Annotated in this window: 23 protein-coding genes; 12 read left to right on the top strand and 11 right to left on the bottom strand. The window is 59.8% G+C overall.

Translation table 11 applies throughout. From position 1 onward, the window contains the following. The first annotated feature begins 25 nt into the window (after positions 1 to 25). From ACN0SW_RS12705 to ACN0SW_RS12715, 3 genes are read left to right on the top strand one after another with little or no spacing between them, the layout of a single operon-like run. On the top strand, positions 26 to 1,108 hold the full coding sequence (locus tag ACN0SW_RS12705; RefSeq protein ID WP_417728300.1) for an ABC transporter permease: 1,083 nt from the start codon (positions 26 to 28) through the stop codon (positions 1,106 to 1,108). After that, positions 1,108 to 2,028 carry an ABC transporter permease gene (locus ACN0SW_RS12710; RefSeq protein WP_417728301.1) on the top strand — a complete coding sequence of 307 codons (921 nt, stop codon included), beginning with the start codon at positions 1,108 to 1,110 and terminating at the stop codon, positions 2,026 to 2,028. The genes ACN0SW_RS12705 and ACN0SW_RS12710 overlap by 1 nt, the downstream gene beginning before the upstream one ends. A gap of 31 nt (positions 2,029 to 2,059) precedes the next feature. Continuing rightward, positions 2,060 to 3,133: a BMP family ABC transporter substrate-binding protein gene (locus ACN0SW_RS12715; protein ID WP_417728302.1), complete on the top strand. Its 1,074-nt coding sequence runs from the start codon at positions 2,060 to 2,062 to the stop codon at positions 3,131 to 3,133. 52 nt (positions 3,134 to 3,185) lie between these two features. On the opposite strand, the gene ACN0SW_RS12720 is transcribed toward ACN0SW_RS12715, so the two are convergent. Together ACN0SW_RS12720 and ACN0SW_RS12725 are read right to left on the bottom strand one after the other, a co-directional pair. Further along, the gene (locus ACN0SW_RS12720; protein WP_417728303.1) at positions 3,186 to 3,935 is read right to left on the bottom strand and encodes a CDP-alcohol phosphatidyltransferase family protein; all 750 of its coding nucleotides are present in this window, start codon (positions 3,933 to 3,935) and stop codon (positions 3,186 to 3,188) included. Next, positions 3,932 to 4,594 (bottom strand): phosphatidylserine decarboxylase, encoded by a 663-nt coding sequence (locus tag ACN0SW_RS12725; protein ID WP_417728304.1) that lies wholly within the window; start codon positions 4,592 to 4,594, stop codon positions 3,932 to 3,934. The genes ACN0SW_RS12720 and ACN0SW_RS12725 overlap by 4 nt, the downstream gene beginning before the upstream one ends. A gap of 113 nt (positions 4,595 to 4,707) precedes the next feature. On the opposite strand from ACN0SW_RS12725, the gene ACN0SW_RS12730 reads away from it, so the two are divergent. From ACN0SW_RS12730 to ACN0SW_RS12745, 4 genes are all read left to right on the top strand, one after another. Next, complete coding sequence (locus tag ACN0SW_RS12730; RefSeq protein ID WP_417728305.1) at positions 4,708 to 5,643, top strand: aldo/keto reductase; 936 nt, start codon at positions 4,708 to 4,710, stop codon at positions 5,641 to 5,643. A gap of 4 nt (positions 5,644 to 5,647) precedes the next feature. Next, a complete protein-coding gene (locus ACN0SW_RS12735; protein ID WP_417728306.1) occupies positions 5,648 to 6,304 on the top strand; it encodes a DUF938 domain-containing protein in 657 nt (218 codons plus the stop codon). 72 nt (positions 6,305 to 6,376) lie between these two features. After that, on the top strand, positions 6,377 to 6,718 hold the full coding sequence (locus ACN0SW_RS12740; RefSeq protein ID WP_417728307.1) for a carboxymuconolactone decarboxylase family protein: 342 nt from the start codon (positions 6,377 to 6,379) through the stop codon (positions 6,716 to 6,718). A 75-nt stretch (positions 6,719 to 6,793) separates the two neighbouring features. Further along, positions 6,794 to 7,534, top strand: coding sequence for a GH25 family lysozyme (locus ACN0SW_RS12745; RefSeq protein ID WP_417728308.1), 741 nt, complete (start codon positions 6,794 to 6,796; stop codon positions 7,532 to 7,534). A 28-nt stretch (positions 7,535 to 7,562) separates the two neighbouring features. On the opposite strand, the gene ACN0SW_RS12750 is transcribed toward ACN0SW_RS12745, so the two are convergent. Further along, positions 7,563 to 10,070 carry a GcvT family protein gene (locus ACN0SW_RS12750; RefSeq protein WP_417728309.1) on the bottom strand — a complete coding sequence of 836 codons (2,508 nt, stop codon included), beginning with the start codon at positions 10,068 to 10,070 and terminating at the stop codon, positions 7,563 to 7,565. 194 nt (positions 10,071 to 10,264) lie between these two features. On the opposite strand from ACN0SW_RS12750, the gene panB reads away from it, so the two are divergent. Continuing rightward, a complete protein-coding gene (gene panB, locus ACN0SW_RS12755) occupies positions 10,265 to 11,092 on the top strand; it encodes a 3-methyl-2-oxobutanoate hydroxymethyltransferase (RefSeq protein ID WP_417728310.1) in 828 nt (275 codons plus the stop codon). Next, positions 11,089 to 11,937 carry a pantoate--beta-alanine ligase gene (gene panC, locus ACN0SW_RS12760; RefSeq protein WP_417728311.1) on the top strand — a complete coding sequence of 283 codons (849 nt, stop codon included), beginning with the start codon at positions 11,089 to 11,091 and terminating at the stop codon, positions 11,935 to 11,937. Before panB ends, panC begins: the two co-directional genes overlap by 4 nt. Positions 11,938 to 12,018: 81 nt before the next feature. On the opposite strand, the gene ACN0SW_RS12765 is transcribed toward panC, so the two are convergent. The 5 genes from ACN0SW_RS12765 to ACN0SW_RS12785 all read right to left on the bottom strand — a co-directional run bounded on the left by ACN0SW_RS12765 (position 12,019) and on the right by ACN0SW_RS12785 (position 16,632). Continuing rightward, on the bottom strand, positions 12,019 to 13,299 hold the full coding sequence (locus ACN0SW_RS12765) for an acetylornithine deacetylase/succinyl-diaminopimelate desuccinylase family protein (protein ID WP_417728312.1): 1,281 nt from the start codon (positions 13,297 to 13,299) through the stop codon (positions 12,019 to 12,021). Further along, positions 13,296 to 14,261: an NAD(P)H-dependent flavin oxidoreductase gene (locus ACN0SW_RS12770; protein ID WP_417728313.1), complete on the bottom strand. Its 966-nt coding sequence runs from the start codon at positions 14,259 to 14,261 to the stop codon at positions 13,296 to 13,298. The genes ACN0SW_RS12765 and ACN0SW_RS12770 overlap by 4 nt, the downstream gene beginning before the upstream one ends. Before the next feature lie 27 nt (positions 14,262 to 14,288). Further along, the gene (gene gph / locus ACN0SW_RS12775; RefSeq protein WP_417728314.1) at positions 14,289 to 14,945 is read right to left on the bottom strand and encodes a phosphoglycolate phosphatase; all 657 of its coding nucleotides are present in this window, start codon (positions 14,943 to 14,945) and stop codon (positions 14,289 to 14,291) included. After that, positions 14,942 to 15,643, bottom strand: a complete 702-nt coding sequence (gene rpe, locus ACN0SW_RS12780) for a ribulose-phosphate 3-epimerase (protein ID WP_417728315.1) — start codon at positions 15,641 to 15,643, stop codon at positions 14,942 to 14,944. Before rpe ends, gph begins: the two co-directional genes overlap by 4 nt. A 128-nt stretch (positions 15,644 to 15,771) precedes the next feature. Continuing rightward, entirely contained in the window at positions 15,772 to 16,632 is an 861-nt protein-coding gene (locus tag ACN0SW_RS12785) for a zinc-ribbon domain-containing protein (protein ID WP_417728316.1), read from the bottom strand. Between the two features lie 162 nt (positions 16,633 to 16,794). Between ACN0SW_RS12785 and ACN0SW_RS12790 the strand changes: the two genes are divergently transcribed. The 3 genes from ACN0SW_RS12790 to ACN0SW_RS12800 are packed head-to-tail and all read left to right on the top strand — an operon-like array spanning position 16,795 to position 19,108. Continuing rightward, complete coding sequence (locus ACN0SW_RS12790) at positions 16,795 to 17,472, top strand: cell division ATP-binding protein FtsE (protein WP_040651058.1); 678 nt, start codon at positions 16,795 to 16,797, stop codon at positions 17,470 to 17,472. Beyond that, positions 17,469 to 18,374 carry a cell division protein FtsX gene (locus tag ACN0SW_RS12795; protein WP_417728317.1) on the top strand — a complete coding sequence of 302 codons (906 nt, stop codon included), beginning with the start codon at positions 17,469 to 17,471 and terminating at the stop codon, positions 18,372 to 18,374. The genes ACN0SW_RS12790 and ACN0SW_RS12795 overlap by 4 nt, the downstream gene beginning before the upstream one ends. Beyond that, the gene (locus ACN0SW_RS12800) at positions 18,371 to 19,108 is read left to right on the top strand and encodes a lysophospholipid acyltransferase family protein (RefSeq protein WP_417728318.1); all 738 of its coding nucleotides are present in this window, start codon (positions 18,371 to 18,373) and stop codon (positions 19,106 to 19,108) included. Before ACN0SW_RS12795 ends, ACN0SW_RS12800 begins: the two co-directional genes overlap by 4 nt. Positions 19,109 to 19,160: 52 nt before the next feature. Here the strand turns inward: ACN0SW_RS12800 and lpdA are convergent, their stop codons facing one another. From lpdA to odhB, 3 genes are all read right to left on the bottom strand, one after another. Further along, positions 19,161 to 20,549 carry a dihydrolipoyl dehydrogenase gene (gene lpdA, locus ACN0SW_RS12805; RefSeq protein ID WP_417728319.1) on the bottom strand — a complete coding sequence of 463 codons (1,389 nt, stop codon included), beginning with the start codon at positions 20,547 to 20,549 and terminating at the stop codon, positions 19,161 to 19,163. A gap of 142 nt (positions 20,550 to 20,691) precedes the next feature. Next, complete coding sequence (locus ACN0SW_RS12810; protein WP_417728320.1) at positions 20,692 to 21,087, bottom strand: MAPEG family protein; 396 nt, start codon at positions 21,085 to 21,087, stop codon at positions 20,692 to 20,694. A 75-nt stretch (positions 21,088 to 21,162) separates the two neighbouring features. After that, positions 21,163 to 22,313: 2-oxoglutarate dehydrogenase complex dihydrolipoyllysine-residue succinyltransferase (gene odhB, locus ACN0SW_RS12815; RefSeq protein WP_417728321.1), on the bottom strand; the 1,151-nt coding region annotated here is incomplete at its 5' end.

The raw sequence follows: 22,313 nt of genomic DNA on the forward strand, positions 1-22,313 counted from the left end.
ATCAACCTCTCAAAGAGGGCATGGGATGCTAACGCTCGAGAAACGCGCCCAACCCTCGCGTATTTGGATGCTGGCAACGCCGCTTTTGGCTGTGCTTGTCACTATGATTGCCGGGGGCGCGCTCTTTGCCGCACTCGGCAAGAACCCGGTCGAGGCGATCTCAACGATCTTCTGGCAACCGCTTTTTGGCGAATTTGCCTTTTATTATCGGCCTCAACTATTGATCAAGGCGGCACCATTGGTGCTGATTGCCATCGGCCTAAGCCTCGGGTTTCGCGCGGGGATCTGGAACATCGGGGCCGAGGGGCAGTATATCATGGGAGCGCTTGCCGGTGCGGGCGTGGGGCTTGCGTTCTACCCAACCGAAAGTTGGCTGGTGTTTCCCCTTATGGTGCTGGCAGGGGCGCTCGGAGGCTGGGCTTGGGGCATGATCCCAGCGATCCTCAAGCTGCGATTTGGCACAAACGAAATCCTTGTCTCGCTGATGTTGGTCTATGTGGCTGAGCAACTTTTGGCTGCTATGGCCCTCGGGGTGATGAAGAATCCAGAAGGGCGCGGTTTTCCAGGCTCGCGCAATCTTCGCCAATATGACAGCGCGCACAATGCAGAGTTGGTCACCGGCACTGGCATGCATTGGGGGGTCGTGGCGGCGTTCATCGCGGTGATTTTAGCTTATGTTCTCTTAAATCGGCACATTTTGGGCTATCATATCCGACTCGCGGGCCAGTCACCCAAGGCCGCACGTTTCGCAGGAGTTCGACCGGCGCGACTGGTTCTATTTTGTCTGGGCACCTCGGGTGCATTGGCCGGTCTTGCTGGCATGTTTGAGGTTGCAGGGCCAGCGGGGCAGATCAGCATTGATTTCAATGTTGGCTATGGGTTTACGGCGATTATCGTTGCCTTTTTGGGGAGGCTGCATCCTTTGGGCATTCTGTTGGCAGGGCTCTTGATGGCCTTGACCTATATCGGCGGCGAGCTGGCGCAGTCGAATATGGGCCTGCCTGCGGCGGCCATTCAACTCTTTCAAGGCATGCTGCTCTTTTTCCTCTTAGCTGTTGATGTGCTGACAAATTACCGTGTCCGGTTGGCGCGGCGAGAGGTGGCGTGATGATCCTGTCCTCGATTGACCCGGTGTTGCTTCTGGCGTCGCTCATGGTTGCATCTACGCCAATCCTACTGGCGGCCTTGGGAGAATTGGTTGTCGAGCGGGCAGGCGTGCTCAATCTCGGGGTCGAGGGGATGATGATCACCGGTGCCATTTGCGGATTTGCCGTCGCGGTGAACACGGGCTCGCCGATGATGGGGTTTCTTGCATCGGCGGCCGGAGGGGCGTTGCTGGCGCTACTCTTTGCTGTTTTGACACAGTTTGCGCTGGCCAATCAGGTGGCGAGCGGTCTGGCACTGACGCTTTTTGGTTTGGGTTTTTCGTCGCTTCTGGGGCAGGGTTATGTCGGCATCAAGCCGCCGCCCACCCCAAAGCTTGATCTGCCAATCCTGAGCGATATTCCCCTGCTTGGCCGGGTACTGTTTTCGCATGATCTGATGGTGTATTTTGGTCTCGCTCTCGTTTTGGTGGTTTGGGCAATGATGAAATACACCCGGGCTGGTTTGATCTTGAGGGCGGTAGGAGAGAACCACGATGCGGCCCATGCGCTTGGCTACAAGGTGGTGCATATCCGCATTTTGGCGATCCTTTTTGGTGGCGCTTGTGCCGGTCTGGGCGGTGCCTATCTGAGCCTTGTGCGGGTGCCACAATGGACCGAAGGCATGACCTCTGGGGCGGGCTGGATCGCGCTGGCGCTGGTGGTCTTCGCGTCTTGGAAGGCGGAGCGCGTGCTGCTCGGTGCTTGGCTCTTTGGCGGGGTGTCAGTGCTGCAACTCAATCTGCAGGCCGCAGGCGTCGCCATTCCGGTCGAGTATCTTTCCATGTCACCCTACTTGATCACTATCGTCGTGCTGGTCATCATGTCAGCCGATAAATCGCGCGCGCCTGCCTCGCTCGGCCGCGTTTTCCACGCCTCGCAATGATAATGATAATGACCCACAGGGAGAACCAACTATGACATTGACCAGACTGTTAACCGGCGCGGCGCTTGCGCTTGGCCTTGCGACCACTGCGGTTGCACAGGACAAGACCAAGGTCGGCTTTATCTACGTGGGCCCCATCGGTGATGGTGGTTGGACTTATGAGCATGACAAAGGCCGTCTTGCGATCGAAGGTCATTACGGAGATGCCGTCGAGACCGTCTATCAGGAGAGTGTGCCAGAGGGTGCAGATGCCGAGCGCGCAATTACTCAGATGGCCTTGCAGGGCGCTGACCTGATCTTTACCACCTCGTTCGGTTACATGGAGGCGACGCTCGCCGTTGCCGAGAAATTCCCGAATGTGAAGTTCGAGCATGCCACGGGCTACAAGACCTTGCCCAATGTCTCTACTTATTCCGCCCGCTTCTATGAGGGGCGCGCGGTGCAGGGCCATATCGCAGGCAAGATGACCAAGTCGAATATTGTGGGGTATATCGCCTCTTATCCGATCCCTGAGGTCATTCGCGGCATCAATTCGGCCTATATTCATGCCAAAAAAGTAAACCCGGATGTCGAGTTCAAGGTCATCTGGGCCTACACGTGGTTTGATCCTGCAAAAGAGGCGGATGCAGCCACAGCCCTTATTGAGCAAGGTGCAGACGTGATCCTTCAGCACACCGATTCAACCGCGCCGCAGGCCGCTGCCGAAAAGGCTGGCAATGTCGTGACTTTCGGGCAGGCATCGGACATGGGCGAATATGCGCCCCTGCCGCGGGTCAGTTCCATCATCGACAATTGGGCCCCCTATTACATCGCCCGCACGCAGGCGGTGATTGATGGCACATGGCAGAGCACACAGACATGGGATGGCATCGGCCAAGGCATGGTGGGCATTGGAGAGATTTCCGATGCAGTGCCTGCGGATATCAAGGCCGAGGCACTCGCGCTAAAGGCCGCCATGGCAGATGGCAGCTATCATCCCTTCACCGGCCCGTTGAGCAAACAGGATGGCAGCCCGTGGTTGGCCCAAGGCGAAGTGGCCGATGACGGCACGCTTCTGGGCATGAATTTCTATGTCGAAGGGCTGACCGGCGACATCCCTAATTGATCACATCAGCTACGACTGACAGACCCGCGACAGGCCCGGCGCATCGCGCCAGTCACCTGTTGCGGGCGTGCCAGAAGAATGCGGCCCAGATCACCGTGCCTACATAAGCGAGGCAGAGCACGATCAGAGCGGCCCAAGTGAAGATCACCAATGCCGCAGCAACGCAGGCAAAGGCCAGCAGGAAGAACTTGACGTTCTCGCGCGAGATGCGGGTCTTTTTGAACGACCAGACCGGTACCGGCGAAATCATCAAAAGGCCGACGCCAGCCATATAAATGCCGGTCAAGAGCGCAGGCGGAGGCGAAATGCCCGGCACCGCAAAGGTCACAAACATCGGTAGCATTGCCAATAGCGCGCCTGCGGGAGAGGGCAGCCCTTGGAAATAGGCGCCAGATCCGCCCTTGCCGCCCTCTTCGCGTGCGCTGACGTTGAAACGGGCCAAACGCATCACGCAGCAGACGGCAAAGAAAAGTACCGCGATCCAGCCCGCTTGGCGCGTGTCCTGTAGCCCCCAATAGTAGATCACCAGCGGTGCAGCGACGCCGAAGTTGACGAAATCAGCAAGTGAATCGAGTTCCGCACCCATGGCGCTGGAGCTGCGTAGGAGACGTGCAAGACGACCGTCGAGCCCGTCAAGTACACCAGCGATGAGCAAGAGTTGGACGGCGCGAACATAATCGCCTTGAACGCCCAGCCGAATTGCCGTGACCCCTGCGCAAATCGCGGCGACAGTCAGCATATTCGGCAGAAGTTGCGCCAGTGTGACCTCTTTGCGTGGGTTTGGCCCGGGTTCTGGTGTCACTGGTCCAACTCCGCTATCACGGTTTCCCCGGCGACCATGGTCTGACCTACGCGCACGCTGGGGATCACGCCCTCTGGGAGATACACATCAAGGCGCGAACCAAAGCGGATCAGACCAAACCGTTCGCCGCGCCCGAGTTGCGCGCCCGGTTTCACGAAGCAGACGATCCGTCGCGCGACAAGGCCTGCGATCTGAACAACGGGTAAAAGGCGTCCATCGGCCATCTCAATCACCACGCCATTGCGCTCGTTATCTTCGCTTGCCTTATCCAGTGAAGCATTGAAGAACTTGCCGGGTCGGTAGGCTACCGTCTGCACGCGTCCTGCCACGGGTGCCCGGTTCACATGGCAGTTGAACACGCTCATGAACACGCTGACGCGGGTCAGAGGAGTGGCGGGGAGACCCAATTCGGCAGGGGGAACAGCAGGTTCGATCAAAGAGACGATGCCATCGGCAGGGCTGATGATCAGGCCATGGCGTTCTGGCGTGACGCGCACCGGGTCACGAAAGAAATAGTAACACCAGACGGTCAGGCCGAGGCCGATCCATCCTAGGACCTCCCAAACCATGAAGAGCGCCAACGTTATAGCGGCGAATATCGCCACGAACTTGCGCCCCTCAGGGTGCATCGGCTTGATGAAGGTTTCATGCATTTTCATGCGAGCGCGCTCCTTGCGGCGGTGTCCATCTTCTTTACCCGCCTAAGGCCCCCGTCCTCAACATGCAAGGTGACAGCTTTTCTTTGCCGCGTCCACGTGGCAATCTCCGCTCTATGAAACCGAAAATCACATCCCCCGACGGAACCCCTGCAAGCCGCTTCGCCTTTGGTACGATGCAGTTTGGCGATGCAGCAGACGAGGCCGCCTCGCGCGAAATGTTTGATGCCTGCCTCAAGGCGGGCATTACCCATTTCGACACAGCCCATCTTTACACCGATGGTGCGGCGGAAACACTTTTGGGGCAGTTTGCCGCCCCTTATCGCGACCGATTAACAATCGCCACCAAGGCAGGTTATTCCGGAGGGGCCGGACGTGAGAATATTCTCGCGCAGTTTGATATATCCCGCAGGCGTCTGCAGATGGATCAGGTCGAAATCCTCTATCTGCATCGGCATGACCCCGACACGCCCCTTGAAGAGACGCTTGAGACTTTTGCCGAACTCAAATCGCGTGGGCAGATCAAGCATGTCGGTCTGTCGAATTTCGCCGCATGGCAGGTGATGAAGGCAGCCTGTACCGCTGCCAAATTTGATCTGACGATCTCGATCCTTCAGCCGATGTACAGCCTCATCAAACGGCAGGCGGAGGTGGAGATTTTACCGATGGCGGCCTCAGAGGGGCTGGTGGTTGCAGGTTATTCCCCTCTCGCCGGCGGTCTGCTCACCGGCAAATATGCGCGGGGTGAAACCGGGCGGTTGACGGGTAATGAACGCTATGCCGTCCGCTATGGGCAGGATTGGATGCAGGACGCGGCCGTGGGCTTGACGCAGGTTGCACAAGAACTGGGCGTTGATCCCGCCACTCTTGCGGTCGCATGGGCCGCGCGTCATGTGGCCGCGCCGGTGCCAATCATTTCCGGGCGTTCCGCCGGGCAGATCGCGCCCTCGCTTGCCGCGATGGAGTTCGATATGGATGATGCGCTTTATGCACGGCTTGCCACCCTCACGCCCGCGCCCCCCTCGGCCACCGACCGCACTGAAGAGACCTGACGCGATGGAACGCCGGAGCCTGCCGCCAACGGCCTCTGTCGCCCATGTAAGCGAAGGGGCCAAGCTTCACGCCCCGTCGGCGGAACGCAATGCGGCGGCAATTACCGAAGTGCTCGTCGAGATTGCCCCACAGGCAGGCCGAGCGCTTGAAATAGCCAGCGGCACCGGACAGCATATCGTGACCTTTGCGCGTGCAATGCCCAACCTTGATTGGCAACCGACAGAGATTGATCCAGACCGGCGCTCAAGTATCGACGCGTGGGCAGCAGAGTCCGGCCTGCCCAATCTACGGCCTGCCATCGCCCTGAATGCGACCGCACCGGGGTGGGCGGCAGAGCAGGGCCATCGAGAGCTCATTGTGCTGATCAATCTGCTGCATCTCATCAGCACGCCCGAGGCACAGATACTGATCTCGGAGATGGCAAACGCCCTTGCTCCCAGTGGGCGCTTTGCGCTTTACGGGCCGTTTCTGCGTGCAGGCCAAGCCACGTCCGATGGCGACGCCCGGTTCCATGCCAGCCTAAAGGCGCAGGATCCGACCATCGGTTACAAAGATCTGGCTGAGGTCAAAGACTGGATCGAGGCAACAGGGCTTTCTGTCATAGATATCCGTTCAATGCCTGCCAATAACCTCTTGCTGGTTGCACAGGGGCCCGTCTGATCTGGATCAAGGCCGTTCGTGCCATTGCGTGTTTTCAGCGTGAGCAAAAGCATGTGTTGAAAGGCATAACCGATGAGCTGGTCAGATAAGATTGACAACACCCGACAGGAACTACGTGCTCTGCATATGCTGATGCCTGACACTGCCCGCGCCTTTGGTGGCCTGAGCAAGGCAGTAAAGGAAGGCGGACCGCTTGACTTTAAGGTCAAGGAATTCGTGGCCCTTGGCATTGCCGTGGCAACGAAATGCGAAAGCTGTATTGCCTTGCATATAGAGGCGCTAATTCGTGTCGGTGCGACGCGCGATGAGGTGGGCGATGTGTTGGCCATGTCGATCCAGATGGGCGGCGGTCCGGCGATGATGTATGCTGCAAAGGCCCTCGCTTGTTACGATGAACTTGCGGAAAAGAGCTAACTGCCGCGAAAACGGCTGACCAAACGGGGCATTCGGGTTAGGTTCGGGTCAAGTTCCCCGGCCTAAGGTATGCTCATGCTGCGCGCTCTTGTCTTCTGTCTCGCACTTATTTCCTTTTCGGCGCAGGCAACCGAGAGGTTTGGCGATTATGCCCCCGTAGATTTCGGCTTAAATGGCCCCGCAACATTTCAGGTACATGGAATCGATGTCGCGCGTTTCCAGAACGAGGTTGACTGGCGACGGGTGCGGTTGTCTGGCATTGCATTTGCGTTTTTCAAAGCCACCGAAGGCAGTGATCTGAAAGATGCCCAGTTTGATCGAAATTGGCAGTTGGCCGCGCGCGAGAACATTCCACGCGGTGCCTATCACTTTTACTATTTTTGTATGCCGCCAGAGGTGCAGGCGCAGTGGTTTATCAGCCATGTGCCGCGCCGGGGCAAGTCTCTGCCGCCCGTTCTCGATATGGAATGGAACCCGTTTTCTCCGACGTGCGTCACCCGACCACCCGGGGCAGAGGTGCGACGGCAGGCACAGGTTTTCCTTGATATTGTCGAACGTTACTATGGGCAGCGCCCGATCATCTATACGACGCCCGAATTTTACCGTGAGACCGGCATAGGTCAAATCAAAGGCGTGGAGTTCTGGTTGCGGTCCGTCGCGCAGACACCGGAAAAGACGTATCCCGGAAAACGCTGGAGCTTTTGGCAATATACCGGCACCGGAGTAGTGCCGGGTGTCGAGGGCGGCGTCGATATCAATGTCTTTGCCGGATCAAGAGAGGAGTGGCAAGACTGGCTGCGCGTACATTGGAAATAGGGGCACCTGATGGTGCCCCTGTTTTGCCTTAGCCGTCCTTGCGGATGGTTTCGTTTTTCGGGTCATAGGGGCTGTCACAGGTGACAGTTGCATCCCACAACTTATCCAGCATCTTGATCTTGAGCTTGGTGCCTTCGATCGCTTGTTCGGGTTTGACATAGCCCATGCCGATGGATTTCCCAAAGGCGACCGAATAGCCGCCCGAGGTCAAACGTCCGACGCGTTCGCCACTCTCGGTATAAAGCGCTTCGCGGCCCCAAGGATCGGCATCGTCTGGCCCATCAATCAAGAGCGTACAGCATTTCGCCCGGATGCCGGTTTCGACCATCTTGGCTTTGCCATGGAACACCTTGTCCAGATCGACAAAGCGTGGCAGATCGGCCTCGAGCGGGGTTGCATCGCGGCCCAGTTCGTTGCCGAAGGCGCGGTAGGATTTCTCCTGACGCAGCCAGTTCTGAGCGCGAGCACCGACCAGCTTCATGCCATATTTCCCACCGGCCTTTTCCAAAAGGTCGAACAGGTAGTTTTGCATTTCGATCGGATGATGCAATTCCCAACCCAGCTCGCCGGTATAGGCCACGCGGATCGCGTTTACGGGGCACATGCCCAACTCAATCCGCTGCGCCGAGAGCCACGGAAAGCGCTTGTTGCTGAGGGCCGTCGCCGGATCGGCATCCTTGATGACCTCATTGAGCACGTCACGAGACTTTGGCCCGGCGATGGCAAAAACACCCCATTGCGTAGTTACGTCCTGAATTTCGATATAGCCGAATTCGGGGGCCATATCCTCAGCGGCCTTGCGCAGATAATCGGCGTCGTATTCGGTCCAAGCCCCCGCGGAGACAAGGTAATACTCGTGCTCTTTCAGGCGCACGATGGTGTATTCCGTGCGGGTTGTGCCATGCTCGGTGAGCGCGTAGGTCAGATTGATCCGGCCTACCTTCGGCAGTTTGTTGCAGGTGAACCAGTCGAGGAAAGCAGTGGCGCCGGGCCCCTTGACCATATGCTTGCTAAAGGCGGTCGCATCGATTAACCCCACGCCTTCTCGGATGGCCTTGGCCTCTTCCACTGCATATTGCCACCAGCCGCCGCGACGGAAGCTGCGCGCGTCGTGGTCGAAGTTCTCGGGCGCATCCAGCGGCCCGTAATAGTTAGGCCGTTCCCAGCCGTTCACAAAGCCGAACTGCGCACCGCGTTTCTTTTGCCGGTCATAGGCGGGCGAGGTACGCAGCGGACGGCAAGCGGGACGCTCTTCGTCGGGGTGGTGCAGGATATAGACGTGATCATAGCACTCTTCGTTCTTGCGCGCCGCGAATTCGGTGGTCATCCAATTTGACGAGTAGCGCTTGGGATCAAGGCTCGCCATGTCGATCTCGGCCTCGCCTTGCGTCATGAGCTGCGCAAGGTAATAGCCGGTGCCGCCAGCGGCGGTGATGCCAAAGCTGAAGCCTTCGGCCAGCCACATGTTGCGCAGCCCCGGCGCGGGACCAACCAGCGGGTTGCCATCGGGCGTATAGCAGATCGGCCCGTTGAAATCATCCTTGAGGCCGCTTTCCTCGCACGAAGGAATACGGTGGATCATCGCCATGTATTGTTCTTCGATCCGCTCCAGATCGAGCGGGAAGAGGTCGGCACGGAAGCTGTCCGGCACGCCATATTCAAAGCAGGCAGGGGCGTTCTTTTCATACACACCCAGAATCCAGCCGCCGCGCTCTTCGCGTACATAGCTTTGTGCATCGGCATCACGCACGACCGGATGCTCTTTGCCGCCATTCTTGCGATACTCGACCAGCGCCGGGTCCTGATCCATCACGACGAACTGATGCTCGACCGGGATCGCGGGGATCTTGATGCCCAGTTTCTTGGCCGTGGTCTGCGCATGGTTGCCGCTGGCGGTGACGACATGCTCGGCGGTGATGACGATCTGCTCTTCGCTCGCGACGAGGTTGCCGCCCTTTTCCACCATCTTGGTGCAGGTCACTTCCCAAGCGCTGCCAGTCCAGTGGAAGGCATCCGCCTGCCACTTGCGCTCGATCATTACGCCCCGCTGGCGCGCGCCCTTGGCCATGGCTTGTGTTACATCGGCGGGGTTAATGTAGCCGTCGGTGTTGTGATAGAGCGCGCCCTTTAGGTCCGAGGTATTGATCAGCGGCCAACGCGCCTTGATTTCATCGGGTGTCAGCCATTCGTAGGGTACGCCACATGTCTCGGCAGTGGAGGCGTAGAGCATGTACTCGTCCATCCGCGCATCAGTCTGCGCCATGCGCAGATTGCCCACCACGGCGAATCCGGCGTTGAGACCTGTTTCGGCCTCCAGCGTCTTGTAGAAGTCGACGGAATATTTGTGGATATGCGTGGTGGCAAAGGACATGTTGAACAACGGCAGCAGCCCCGCTGCGTGCCATGTCGAGCCGGAGGTCAGCTCGTCCCGCTCCAAGAGCATGACATCCTCCCAACCTGCCTTGGCCAGATGATAGGCAATCGAGGTGCCAACGGCCCCACCGCCAACGACGAGGGCTTTGACCTGGGTTTTCATGACGTGCGACTCCCTTCGGGTAACATGAGTTGAGCCGATGTTTATCAATCCTGCCAAATCGCGCGCAGCCCATCCGACGCAACGCCGCACGAAAGCGACGTCGGGCCTTATCCTGCAGCAAAACAGAGAGGTGGATTTCTCTCTCAAGGATTGATAGCGTGCGCCGCAACGCAGAAATGACCGGAATTCACCCCATGAGCGCTACCTCGACCAAGACCGCCCTCCTGCCGGATGACATCCGTGCCATGAAGGGCGGCACGCCAATTGTCAGCCTTACAGCCTATACCACGCCGATGGCGCGGATGATGGACGCACATTGTGATTTTGTGCTCGTGGGGGACAGCGTTGGTATGGTGCTGCATGGACTGCCGTCCACCTTGGGGGTCACCATGGAGATGATGATCCTGCATGGCCAAGCCGTCGCGCGAGGACTTGGCAGAGCGATGTTGGTTGTTGATATGCCATTCGGCTCATACGAAGAAGGGCCAGCCCAAGCGTTTCGCAACGCGGCCCGGATTATGGCCGAAACAGGTGCGGCAGCGGTCAAGCTCGAAGGTGGTCGCCACATGGCGGACACGATAGCATTTTTGACCGCGCGCGGAGTGCCGGTGATGGCGCATATCGGTCTCACCCCGCAATCAATCAACACGCTTGGCGGCTACAAGGTTCAGGGGCGTGGCGATGCGGCAGAGGCGCTTTTGGCTGATGCGCGTGCCGTGAGCGAAGCGGGCGCTTTCTCAGTTGTGCTGGAAAAGGTCACGGCCACGCTTGCGGATCGGATTACCGCTGAAATTCCTATTCCAACCATTGGCATCGGAGCTTCGGTGGGCTGTGATGGTCAGATCCTCGTGGTGGATGACATGCTGGGTCTCTTCACCGCGTTCAAGCCGAAATTCGTAAAGCGCTATGGCAAATTGGGCGAAGATGGCGAGACCGCGATCCGCATCTATGCCGAAGAAGTACGCGCCCGCACCTTTCCCGCAACGGAACACACTTTTGCTGACAAGGCTCCGCGCGGATGAGCGCGCCCATTCTGCGCGAGCTGAGCGCATTGCGTGCCATCACACGTCCTTGGATACTTGCTGGCGAGACCATTGGTGTGGTGCCGACTATGGGCGCCCTACATGACGGCCATCTGTCGCTTGCGGAGGCTGCCAAGGCGACTTGTGATCGGGTGATCGTGACGATCTTTGTCAATCCAAAGCAATTCAACAACCCTGAAGATCTCAAGAACTATCCCCGGACAGAACAGGAAGACGCGCGCAAGTTGGAACGCTTTGGCGTGGATGCGCTTTGGGTTCCGGATGGCGATCAGATGTACCCGGCACATTTCGCCACAACGGTATCGGTCGCAGGCCTGACGGATGTCATGGAGGGGGTCTATCGTCCCGGTCATTTTGACGGAATGGCCACAGTGGTAACCAAGCTTTTTACCCAAACGGCGGCCACTGATGCCTTCTTTGGTGAAAAGGATTATCAACAACTGATGGTCGTGCGCCGCATGGCTATGGATCTGGATCTTCCGATCACCGTGCACGGGTGCCCCACCATCCGTGAAATCGATGGCCTCGCCATGTCTTCGCGCAATCTGCTCCTGTCCGACCGCGCGCGCACCACCGCACCGGTTTTGCATGAACTCATGGAAGACATCGCCGAGGGCTTGCATGCAGGTTCCGACTTTGGCGTGCTCAAGACTGAAGCTGTCGCAAGGCTGGAGCGCGCGGGCTTTACGGGCGTCGATTACCTTGAACTGCGGGCTCAGGATGATCTGGCGACGCTGGAGGCCCCAACACGCCCGGCGCGTCTCTTTGCTGCGGCATGGCTGGCAGGTGTGCGGCTTATTGACAATATCGCGATTGGGGCCTGATCGCTTTCATCTTGCCAAGAACACTCAAATCACAGCGCCAGAAAAAGGCGCAGGATTTTTCTGGGTTGGGTCGCGGTGAATTCACTCGTTGAGCAATTCAGCAAGGGCAAGTGCCATCACGAGGGCGGATTGTTCCATGTCTGCAATGCCGACATATTCATCTGGTTTATGCGCCAGATCTAGAATGCCTGGGCCATAGGCGATGCAGTTCTTGAGGCGTCCGATCCGGTCAATGTGTTTCTGGTCATAGGTGCCGGGGCTGACGACGTAATCAGCATCCCGGCCAAATACCTCTGCAACAGCCCGTGCCACCGCCCCCACCACCGGCGCATCGCGGTCGGTCATCGTGGGCAGGACACGGTGCAACTCACGGATCGTATAGTCAAAGCCAGGCCTGCTGACGCGCAGATTTTCCAACATCTCGCGGACCTCAGCTTCGACCGCACCGATATTTTCTTCAATGAGAAACCGCCGGTCGATTACCATCCGGCATCGATCTGGGACGCAAGGAGAGGGCAGTCCGGTGTAATCTGCTGCCTGTTCGGGCTCGCCCCCATGAACGGAGTTGATGTTGAGTGTGGAATGTCTGGCCCCTTCGGGGACTACCGGCATCTCAGTGCGCCGTGCCGCAAGGGCCGGGAACAGGTGCTCTTCCATCCTTGCGATCACCGCCCCCATGTGGCGAACGGCGCAATCCCCCAGAAAGGGCATGGAGCCATGCGCGATTTCGCCCAACGTTTCGATTTCTGCCCACCAAACCCCACGGTGCCCCAGACAAATGCGATCTTTGCCCAAGGGTTCCGGGATGATAACGTGATCCACTCTCGACGGGCTGAAATAGCCACGCTCTGCAAGATAGGCCACGCCGCCAAATCCGCCTGACTCCTCGTCCGCTGTGCCGCTGATCTCAATGGCTCCGACGTAATCCGCGCAAGTGGCAATGAACACCTCGGCGGCGATGATGCTGGCGGCCAGCCCACCTTTCATATCGCAGGCCCCGCGCCCGTAGATTTTGCCGTCGATCACTTCGCCACCGAACGGATCCATGCTCCAGCCATGGCCAACTTCGACCACGTCAATGTGGCTGTTGAAATGCACACAGGGGCCTGCCCTTACACCCTCGCGCCGCGCCATAATGTTCCAGCGTGGATGTTTGTCGCTATCGCCTGGTGCACCTGTCGCGCGGATGAATTCGGTATCAAATCCCGAAGCACGCAGCCGCCGGTCAAGATAGTCGCAGATTTCCCGATAATGAGCGCCTGGCGGATTCAGCGTCGGAATTCGGATCAGATCCTGGGTGAGCGCGATCAAGTCCTCGCGCCGCGCCATGATCTCGGCGCGTAATCGGTCCGCCAGGCTCATCCGGTCCAATCCGGCGCACGTTTGAGTAGCGTCTCGGCCTCATGCGCGATCCGGTCGATGATCTGCGCAACCGGTGGGCGGTCATGGATCAGCCCTGTTGCCTCTCCGACGAACGTATTTGCGCGCACCGGGTCGCCTGAGGCCCAGCCTTCTGCCCAGTCGGCCCGAGCAGCCATATCCGTGCGCAATTGATCAGGGTTATGGTGCCAGCGATCCGTCACCGCATTGCGCAGAACCCGCGCCGTGTAGCGCGTGGGCCAGTTGATGTCGCGGGCGGCATCCATCACGGTGGATCGGATGGTTTCGTCGCCAGTAGCGGCAAGAGCGGCATCGGTCATCGCCTCGCTGACCTGCGCTTCGGCAGAGGCCCATAGCCGCGAGCCAATAAGCACACCATCAGCCCCCAGCATCAGCGCCGCTGCTAGACCGCGTCCGTCGGCTATTCCCCCGGCTGCAAGCAGCAGCACATCGGGGGCTTGACCGGCGAGCCAGTCGGCCACTTCGGGAACGAGCGTGATGGTCCCGCGCCGCTCGCCATGGCCCCCTGCCTCGGATCCCTGCGCCACAATCACCTGTGCGCCACAGTGTGCGGCGTGCTGCGCGTCGCGCAGGGTTTGCACTTGACATATAAGAGGTATGCCGACTTCGGAAATTCGTCTGGCAAATGGGGCAGGATCACCGAACGAGAGGCAGAGCGCTGCGGGATTGCGCGCCAGAACCTGATCCAGAACGGCCTGGTTTTCCGCCATCTTCCAGGTGATAAAGCCGCAGCCCACCCGCGTATTCCCTGCGTCGGCAAACGCGGCTTCTAGCCATTCAGGATTGCCGTAACCGCCGCCAATAAGCCCTAGGCCGCCCGCATGGGTAACCGCCGCCGCCAGTCTGCCGCTGGCGGCAAAGGCCATTGGGGCGCAGACTATCGGGTGCGTCAGGTCAAAGGCATCTGTCAGGCGGGTTCGCATGAGGCGAGTATGCCTGTGTCACCCCCATCAGGACAAGAGGTCTGTCACCAATTTCGGCAGATTGGCAAACTCCGCAAAAGCCCGGTCATGCGCAATCTGCGCCACGGGGCCCTTGCGATACCCCTCGGTGTAGAGAATGAACGGCAGGCCGGCGCGCGCCGCAGTTTCGGCATCCACTTCGCTGTCGCCGACAAAGACCACATCCCGTGCGCCGAGCGCCGCGACAGTGGCGTGTAGCGGAGCGGGATCGGGTTTGCGCACGCTCAAGCTATCGCCGCCAATCACCACTGGGAAATGGGCGGCAAGTCCCAGATGCGCCAGAACCGCGCGCGCCGGACCTTGGGGTTTGTTGGTGCAAAGCCCAAGGTTGAGGCCCTTAGCGCCGAGTGTGGCGAGGGTTTCTGGCACACCAGGATACATTTGTGTAAGCGTTACTGCTGTTTCGTAGAGGTCAATAAATTCTTTGATCAGTCGGGCGCGTAATGCGGTGTCTCCGGTGCGCCCGCGTGCCTTCAGACAGCAGGTGATAAAGTGAGGGACGCCGCTGCCAATAAAGCTGCGGGTCTCCTCGGGTTCAAAGGGGTCAAACCCATGTCGCACCATCAGTTGATTGGCGGCAGCGTGGATGTCAGGGGCGCTGTCGATCAGTGTGCCGTCAAGATCAAAGATAACCGCGCGGGTCATGCCATCGAGCCGGTCGCGGCCTCTGCGGCGCACCTGATCGCGCGGATATTTTCGCCGTAGGGTCCGGGGTTCTCGACACTGCCGCCTTTGAAAACTGCGGAACCTGCAACCAGCACATCCGCCCCTGCTGCCGCCATCAACGGCGCGGTCTCAGTCGTGATGCCGCCGTCAATCTCGATGTGGATGGGCCGGTCGCCGATCATTGCGCGCAAGCGCTTGACCTTGTCGATCTGGCTGTGGATGAACTTTTGCCCGCCAAAGCCGGGGTTCACCGTCATCACACAGATGAGGTCGACCATATCCAAGAGATGCTCGACCGCATCAATTCCCGTTCCAGGGTTAAGCGCCAGACCGGCCTTGCAGCCTGCACCACGAATGGCCTGCAATGTGCGATGTATATGCGGTCCGGCCTCAAGATGCGCAGTCAGCACATCGGCCCCGGCCTGCGCGAAGGCGTCGATATAGGGGTCTACCGGGGCAATCATCAAATGCACGTCCATCACTGTCTTGATATGTGGCCTGATCGCGGCGCAGAGCGGCGGCCCGAAGGTCAAGTTGGGCACGAAATGCCCATCCATCACATCGACATGCACCCAGTCACAGCCTTCGGCCTCGATGGCGCGGATTTCAGCACCAAAGTTGGCGAAGTCCGCCGAGAGTATGGAAGGCGCGATTTTGATCGAACGATTGAGGCTCATGGCAGGTCTCCTCTTGGACGCATGCCCGCGACATGCGCTGCCTGCGGGCCAAGGTCAAGACCCTGAGCCGGCTTGTCGCAACCAGCCTTCGGTCTGCGATGATGCTAGCAGCAGGGTGCCGACATGCCCTAAAACCAGCCGGAGGCGGAACCAACTATCTGGTCGAGCCAGACTCTCGCCGCGTTCACTGCCTCAACATATTGCTCCAGTGGTGCCTCTGCACTGGGAACCATCTTGGCTAGGAGCGGGGCCAGAACATAAACGAGAGCGGCAAGCGCAAAGGTTACAACAGAGAGTCTAAAGCCACTACGAAACCCGCCGCGCTGCGCAGGCAATTCCATTTCCTCGGAGAGTGGGGCGATGGTCGATTCCGCGCGATCCTCTGTCGATGTGAGCGAGGAATTGATCTCTTCGATGTCAGGCAGAAGATTCCGGCGTGATGACGGGTCAATGCTCGCATGTGTGTCCGGTACTACTACGCTCTCGGGGGGCGTAGAAACACCAGACCCACCACGCAACCGTTCCATCCGCGCACGCGCCTGTCGTGTGCGCTCATCCTCTGACATCTCGGGTTCAGAAAGCCCAAGGTCTGGCTGGGTCTCTATCCCGCCTGCCGCGCTGCGGACCTGCCGCTCGCGCTCTGCCTCCTGACGCAGGATATCGGCGACAGCAGGATCGACGCCACGTCGAACCGGGCGCGCGGCAACTGGTTCTGGCGTGTCTTGTAGGAAATCGTCGTCGTCGTCGTCATCATCTTCTTCGGCATCATTGTGCTCAGCCGGAACAGCAGGCGGCGGGACATCATACTCATCATGCTCATCCGGTGATGGACCTAGGTCATCATCACTGGATGCCGCTGGTACATGCGAGTGATGACGTTGAAACCAAGTGTCTCCGCAATTAGAGCATTGCACGTCACGCCCGTTGGTCGGAATCACCTCGTCGGGTACCTCGTATTGTGCTCCACAATTCGGGCAAATCAGCCTCATTATGCCACCTGCTTCTTGCTGCCGTTGTTCGGCCCCTATCATTGGACCGGAGCATAGGCTGTTCGGGGCTTTCGGAAAAGGGCAAAGCGAATCACGTGCAGGATCATTGCACATGTGTGGCCTCTGGGGCATTTAGGAGCAGTGAGTGACAAGGGGACAGCGGTGATCGAGCTGGAGAATGTGGCCTATAGCTATGGGGGCGGTGAACTGTTGGCAGATGTGTCTCTGTCGCTCAGCCCCGGATCGTTTCATTTTTTGACCGGGCCGTCTGGATCGGGGAAAACGACGCTGCTCAAGCTGTGTTACGGAGCATTAGTGCCCACGGCAGGGCAGGTGCGTCTGTTTGGACAAGAGCGCCGCGAGATGGAGCGCGACGACATCGCCATGGTGCGGAGACGCATCGGCGTGGTGCATCAGGATTGCCAATTTCTTGATCACCTGACTGTGTCGGAAAATATCGCGCTGCCGCTGGCCGTGTCGGGGCGCGATCTCTTGGCCGAGGATGCCAATCTGCGCGAACTGACGGGTTGGGTCGGTCTCAAGGAGCGGGCGAATGCCCTGCCACCGGAGCTGTCAGGGGGCGAGCGGCAGCGCGCCGCGCTCGCCCGTGCAGTGATAATGTCGCCGGATGTGGTGCTGGCGGACGAGCCGACCGGAAATGTCGATTGGGAGATGTCACAGCGACTCTTGCGCCTGTTGATCGAGTTGAACCGGATGGGCAAGACAATCCTCATTGCCACTCACGATCTGGCCCTGATCCGTGCCGCCAAGACGCATGTCCAAGCACGGGTGCTACGGATTGCATCACGCAAGTTGCAACTGGCAGGGGCTGATCTATGAAGATTGACCTGTCGCAATTCACGGCGTTCCTGTTGACAGACGGGCAAGCCGATCGCGTGGTTCCGCCTACGGGGTTTACGGCATGGCTGACACTCTTCAGCGCGGCTGTGATGGGATTTCTGGCGGTGTTTGCACTTGCGTTGTCGCTGGCCACGGGACGTTTGGCGGATCGCTGGGGCGATGAGCTTGCGCGCACCGCCACCGTTCGGATTTCGGCGCCCGAAGGGCAAATGGCGGCGCAGACGGCGGCAGCCTTGCGGGTTCTTGAAACCACCGTTGGGGTAGACCGCGCGCGTGCTCTTACAGACGACGAACAGGCGGCGTTGTTGGCCCCGTGGTTCGGTCCCGATCTGCCGATTGCCGATTTACCGATCCCAAGGCTGATTGAGGTGGTCGAGACAGGCGATGGGTTTGATGCCGATGGCTTGCGGTTGCGCCTGAGCGCCGAAGTGCCCGGAGCTATGCTGGACGACCACACCCGCTGGCGGCAACCTCTGGTGCGTGCAGCAAGCCGACTACGCCTGTTGGGATGGATCTCGCTGATCCTGATCGGTGCGGCTATGGGGGCAATGATCACGCTGGCGGCCAATGCTGCATTGGCGGCCAATGCGCAGGTGATCAGCGTGCTGCGGCTTGTGGGGGCGCAGGATGTGTATATCGCACGCGCCTTTGTGCGCCGCTTCACGCTGCGGGCACTTGGCGGTGCGCTCATGGGCGTGGTTCTGGGTTGTGGCGCAATCCTGCTCTTGCCGCGTGCGCAGATTGAGGGCGGGTTTCTGACGGGGCTTGGCTTTCAGGGCTGGCACTGGATCTGGCCACTCATTATACCGCCGCTGGCGGCGGGTGTCGCCTTTGTGGCCACGCGCCTTGCAGCTCAGCGCACCTTGAAGGATATGCCATGAGATATGCCATTCAATGGCTCCGCTCGCTGGTGTTTGTCGGGCAGATGTATCTGATGCTACCCGTGATTGGGTTGCTTTACATGCCTGCTGCGATCGCCAGCCGCAAAGGGGCTCTGGCGGGCTGCAAGGCCTATTGCCATTGGGTGCGCTGGACCGCCCGTTGGATGGTCGGCCTGCGCACCGAAGTGCGGGGCATACCACCAGACGGGCAGGTTCTGATCGCCTCCAAGCATCAGTCCTTTCTTGATATTCTGTTACTCTTCAGTGAATTGCCCACTGGCCGATTCATCATGAAGCGGGAAATTCTGTGGGCGCCGGTGGTCGGCCTCTATGGCATGCGGATTGGCTGCGTTCCCGTGGATCGTGGCAAGCGCGGGGCTGCGATCAAGAAGATGGTCGAGGACGTGGCGCGCGGGGCAGAAACCCCCGGCCAGTTGATCATCTACGCGCAAGGTACCCGTGTGCCCCCGGGCGTCAAGATGCCCTACAAGATCGGAACCGCCGTGCTCTATGAACAGATGGGCATGCCCTGCGTGCCCGCCGCGACCAATGTCGGCGTGTTCTGGCCCAAGCGCGGCATCTATCGCAAACCGGGGCTGGCGGTGGTCGAGTTCCTGCCGCCGATCCAGCCGGGGGTGCATCGCGACGAGTTCATGACCCGCCTTGAGGCTGAGGTGGAAGAGGCGTCGGACGCGCTGATGCGCGAGGCCGGGTTTACACCGAAACGGGGGTAATCCGGGGGGCGTGGTGCCACGCCCCCGCAGGTTCTTTAGACTTGACCGATCATCAGCTGTGGATCGGGCCGTCACCGCAGGCCAGTGCCGCTTCGCGCACCGCCTCGGAATAGGTGGGATGCGCGTGGCAGGTCAGTGCCAGATCCTGGGCGGAGGCGCCGAATTCCATAGCCACACAAATTTCGTGGATCAGGTCGCCCGCGCCGGGCCCGATGATATGCGCGCCAAGGATCCGGTCGGTTTCCTTGTCGGCGAGAATTTTCACAAACCCGTCACCGGCAAAAACCGCCTTGGCGCGGCCGTTGCCCATGAAGGAGAATTTACCGACCTTATAGGCACGCCCTTGTTCTTTCAGGGTTTCTTCGGTTGCGCCGACATTTGCGACCTCGGGGTGGGTGTAGATCACTCCTGGGATGACGCCGTAGTTCACATGGCCATGCTTGCCCGCCAGAACCTCGGCCACGGCCATGCCTTCATCTTCGGCTTTATGGGCCAGCATCGGACCTTCGATGGCGTCGCCAATGGCATAGATACCCTTGACCGAGGTCTGCCAATGGGCATCGGTGGCGATCTGACCGCGCTTGGTCATTTCAACCCCAAGATCGGCCAGCCCAAGCCCGTCGGTATAGGGTTTGCGGCCCGTAGCCAGCAGAACGGTATCAGCGTCGAGCTGATGCGCACTGTCGTCCTTGCGCAGTTTATAATGCACCTTGGCTTTGGTCTTGAGCGTCTCGACCGATTGCACTGCGGCCCCCATGACGAAGTTAATTCCCTGTTTTTTCAGTATTCTCTGGAAGGTTTTCTGCACCTCCCCATCCATGCCGGGGGTGATCGCGTTGAGATATTCAACCACCGTCACCTCGGCCCCCAGACGGGCATAGACCGAACCCATTTCAAGCCCGATCACGCCCGCGCCGATCACGACCAGCGATTTCGGGATCTTGCCCAGTTCCAGCGCGCCAGTGGAGGTGACGACGATCTTTTCATCGACTTCGACACCGGGCAGCGAGGCGGGCACAGAGCCAGAGGCGATGACGATATGCTTGGCCTCGTGGGTGTCATCGCCGACCTTGACCTTGCCCGCCTCTGGGATCGCGCCCCAGCCTTTGATCCAGTCCACTTTGTTCTTTTTGAACAGAAATTCGATGCCCTTGGTGTTCTGGCCGATCACGTCATCCTTGTAGGCCAGCATCTGTTTCCAGTCGACGGAAGGAGATTTGCCCTTGAGGCCCATGGCGGCGAAATTATGCTCGGCCTCGTGCAGCATGTGGCTGGCGTGCAAGAGCGCCTTGGAGGGGATACAGCCGACATTGAGGCAGGTGCCGCCAAGGGTGTCGCGCCCCTCGACCACGGCGGTTTTCAAGCCCAGCTGCGCGCAGCGGATGGCGCAGACATAGCCGCCGGGGCCGGCGCCGATGATGATTACGTCGTAAGAGGCCATGGGTCAGATCCTTTCGTTTTTCGCGTGGGTCGCGCGTCGGTATTCTATCGGTATTCTGTCGGTGCGGGCGGTGTAGAGTGGGGGCGCTGCCCCCGCCGCGCGGGGCGCGACTCCCCCGAGGTATTTTGGGCCAAATGAAGCATCAGAAGAGGGTTGAGAGCAGCATGAGAAGTGTTGCGAAAAAGCTCACCGCCCAGATAAGCGAGCGCCACGGGCGCAGGCCGAAATAGTAGGCCGGGATATAGAGCACGCGCGCAGCGAGATAGGTAAAGGCGCAGGCGGTAGTGAAGGGACTTGATTGCGCACTGAGCGTGACGGCCACGCAGGCGATAGAGAAGAGGATCAGCCCCTCGAAATGATTGGAGAGCGCGCGGCCAAGACGGGCGGTTTTCGGCGAGAGGGGATGCGACGGCTCGCGATCCCGCGCGGACATGGTGTAGCCCGGCCCAAGCTCCAGATTGGCCGGGATGGCGTAGAGCACGAATTGCACGGCTTGCAGGAGCGCGGCCAAGATGAGGGCTGTGAGTTCGGGGGTCATTGGAGCCTCTTGCCATGAGGTGCGCAATGAATGCGTACCCTAAGGGGTTAGGATGCGCCCTCTGGGCGCACCGGTTCAGAGATCCATTAGCAGCCGGCGGGGATCCTCCAGCGCCTCTTTTACCCGGACGAGGAAGGTCACAGCCCCCTTGCCATCCACAATCCGGTGATCGTAGCTGAGCGCCAGATACATCATCGGGCGGATGACCACCTGACCGTTGATCGCCATCGGCCGGTCCTGGATCTTGTGCATGCCCAGAATACCCGATTGCGGCGGGTTCAGGATGGGGGAGGACATGAGCGAGCCATAGACGCCGCCATTCGAGATGGTGAAGGTGCCGCCCTGCATTTCCGCCATGCTGAGCTTGCCATCCCGCGCGCGGGCACCTTTTTCGGCGATGGCCTTTTCAATCGCGGCAAAGCCCATGGAATCTACGTCGCGGATCACCGGAACCACAAGGCCCGTGGGCGTGCCTGCGGCGATGCCCATATGCACGAAATTCTTGTAGACGATATCGGTGCCGTCGATTTCGGCATTGACCTCGGGTACTTCTTTCAGGGCATGCACGCAGGCCTTGGTGAAGAAGGACATGAAGCCGAGGCGCACACCGTGCTTCTTGTAGAATTCGTCCTTGTACTGGTTGCGCAGCGCCATCACCTCGGTCATGTCCACCTCGTTATAGGTGGTGAGCATGGCAGCGGTGTTCTGGCTGTCCTTGAGACGGCGCGCGATGGTCTGGCGCAGACGGGTCATCTTGACGCGCTCTTCGCGGGCCACATCCTCGGCCGGCGCGGGGGCACGGGGCGCCTGTGCCGGGGCGGCGACAGCGGCGGGGGCCTGTGTGGCGGCCGCTGCGGCGCGGGCCACATCCTCTTTCATTACGCGGCCATCGCGGCCCGATCCCGTGACCTGATCGCGGTTGATCCCGGCCTCGGCCATTGCCTTTTTGGCAGCGGGCGCATCTTCGACATCCTTGGCCGTGCTTGCCGCAGGCGCTGCGGTCTCAGCAGGTTTGGATGCAGCAGCGGGGGCGGGGGCCCCGGCGCCGGAGGAGGGGGGCGCGAGCGTGGCCCCCGCCCGCCCGGGCTCGCCCCCCGCGGGCGCCCCCAAACCCGCCCCGGCCAAGCCCGACAAGGCCGAACGCCGCGCCAAGCCCGAGCAGTCCGAGAGCGGCCCCAGCGCCGATGTGATGGTCCCGCTCTCGGACTGCCCGTACTTGGCGGGTC

The organism is Roseovarius sp. (assembly GCF_048262375.1).
In the GTDB taxonomy this organism is placed as follows: Bacteria; Pseudomonadota; Alphaproteobacteria; order Rhodobacterales; family Rhodobacteraceae; genus Roseovarius.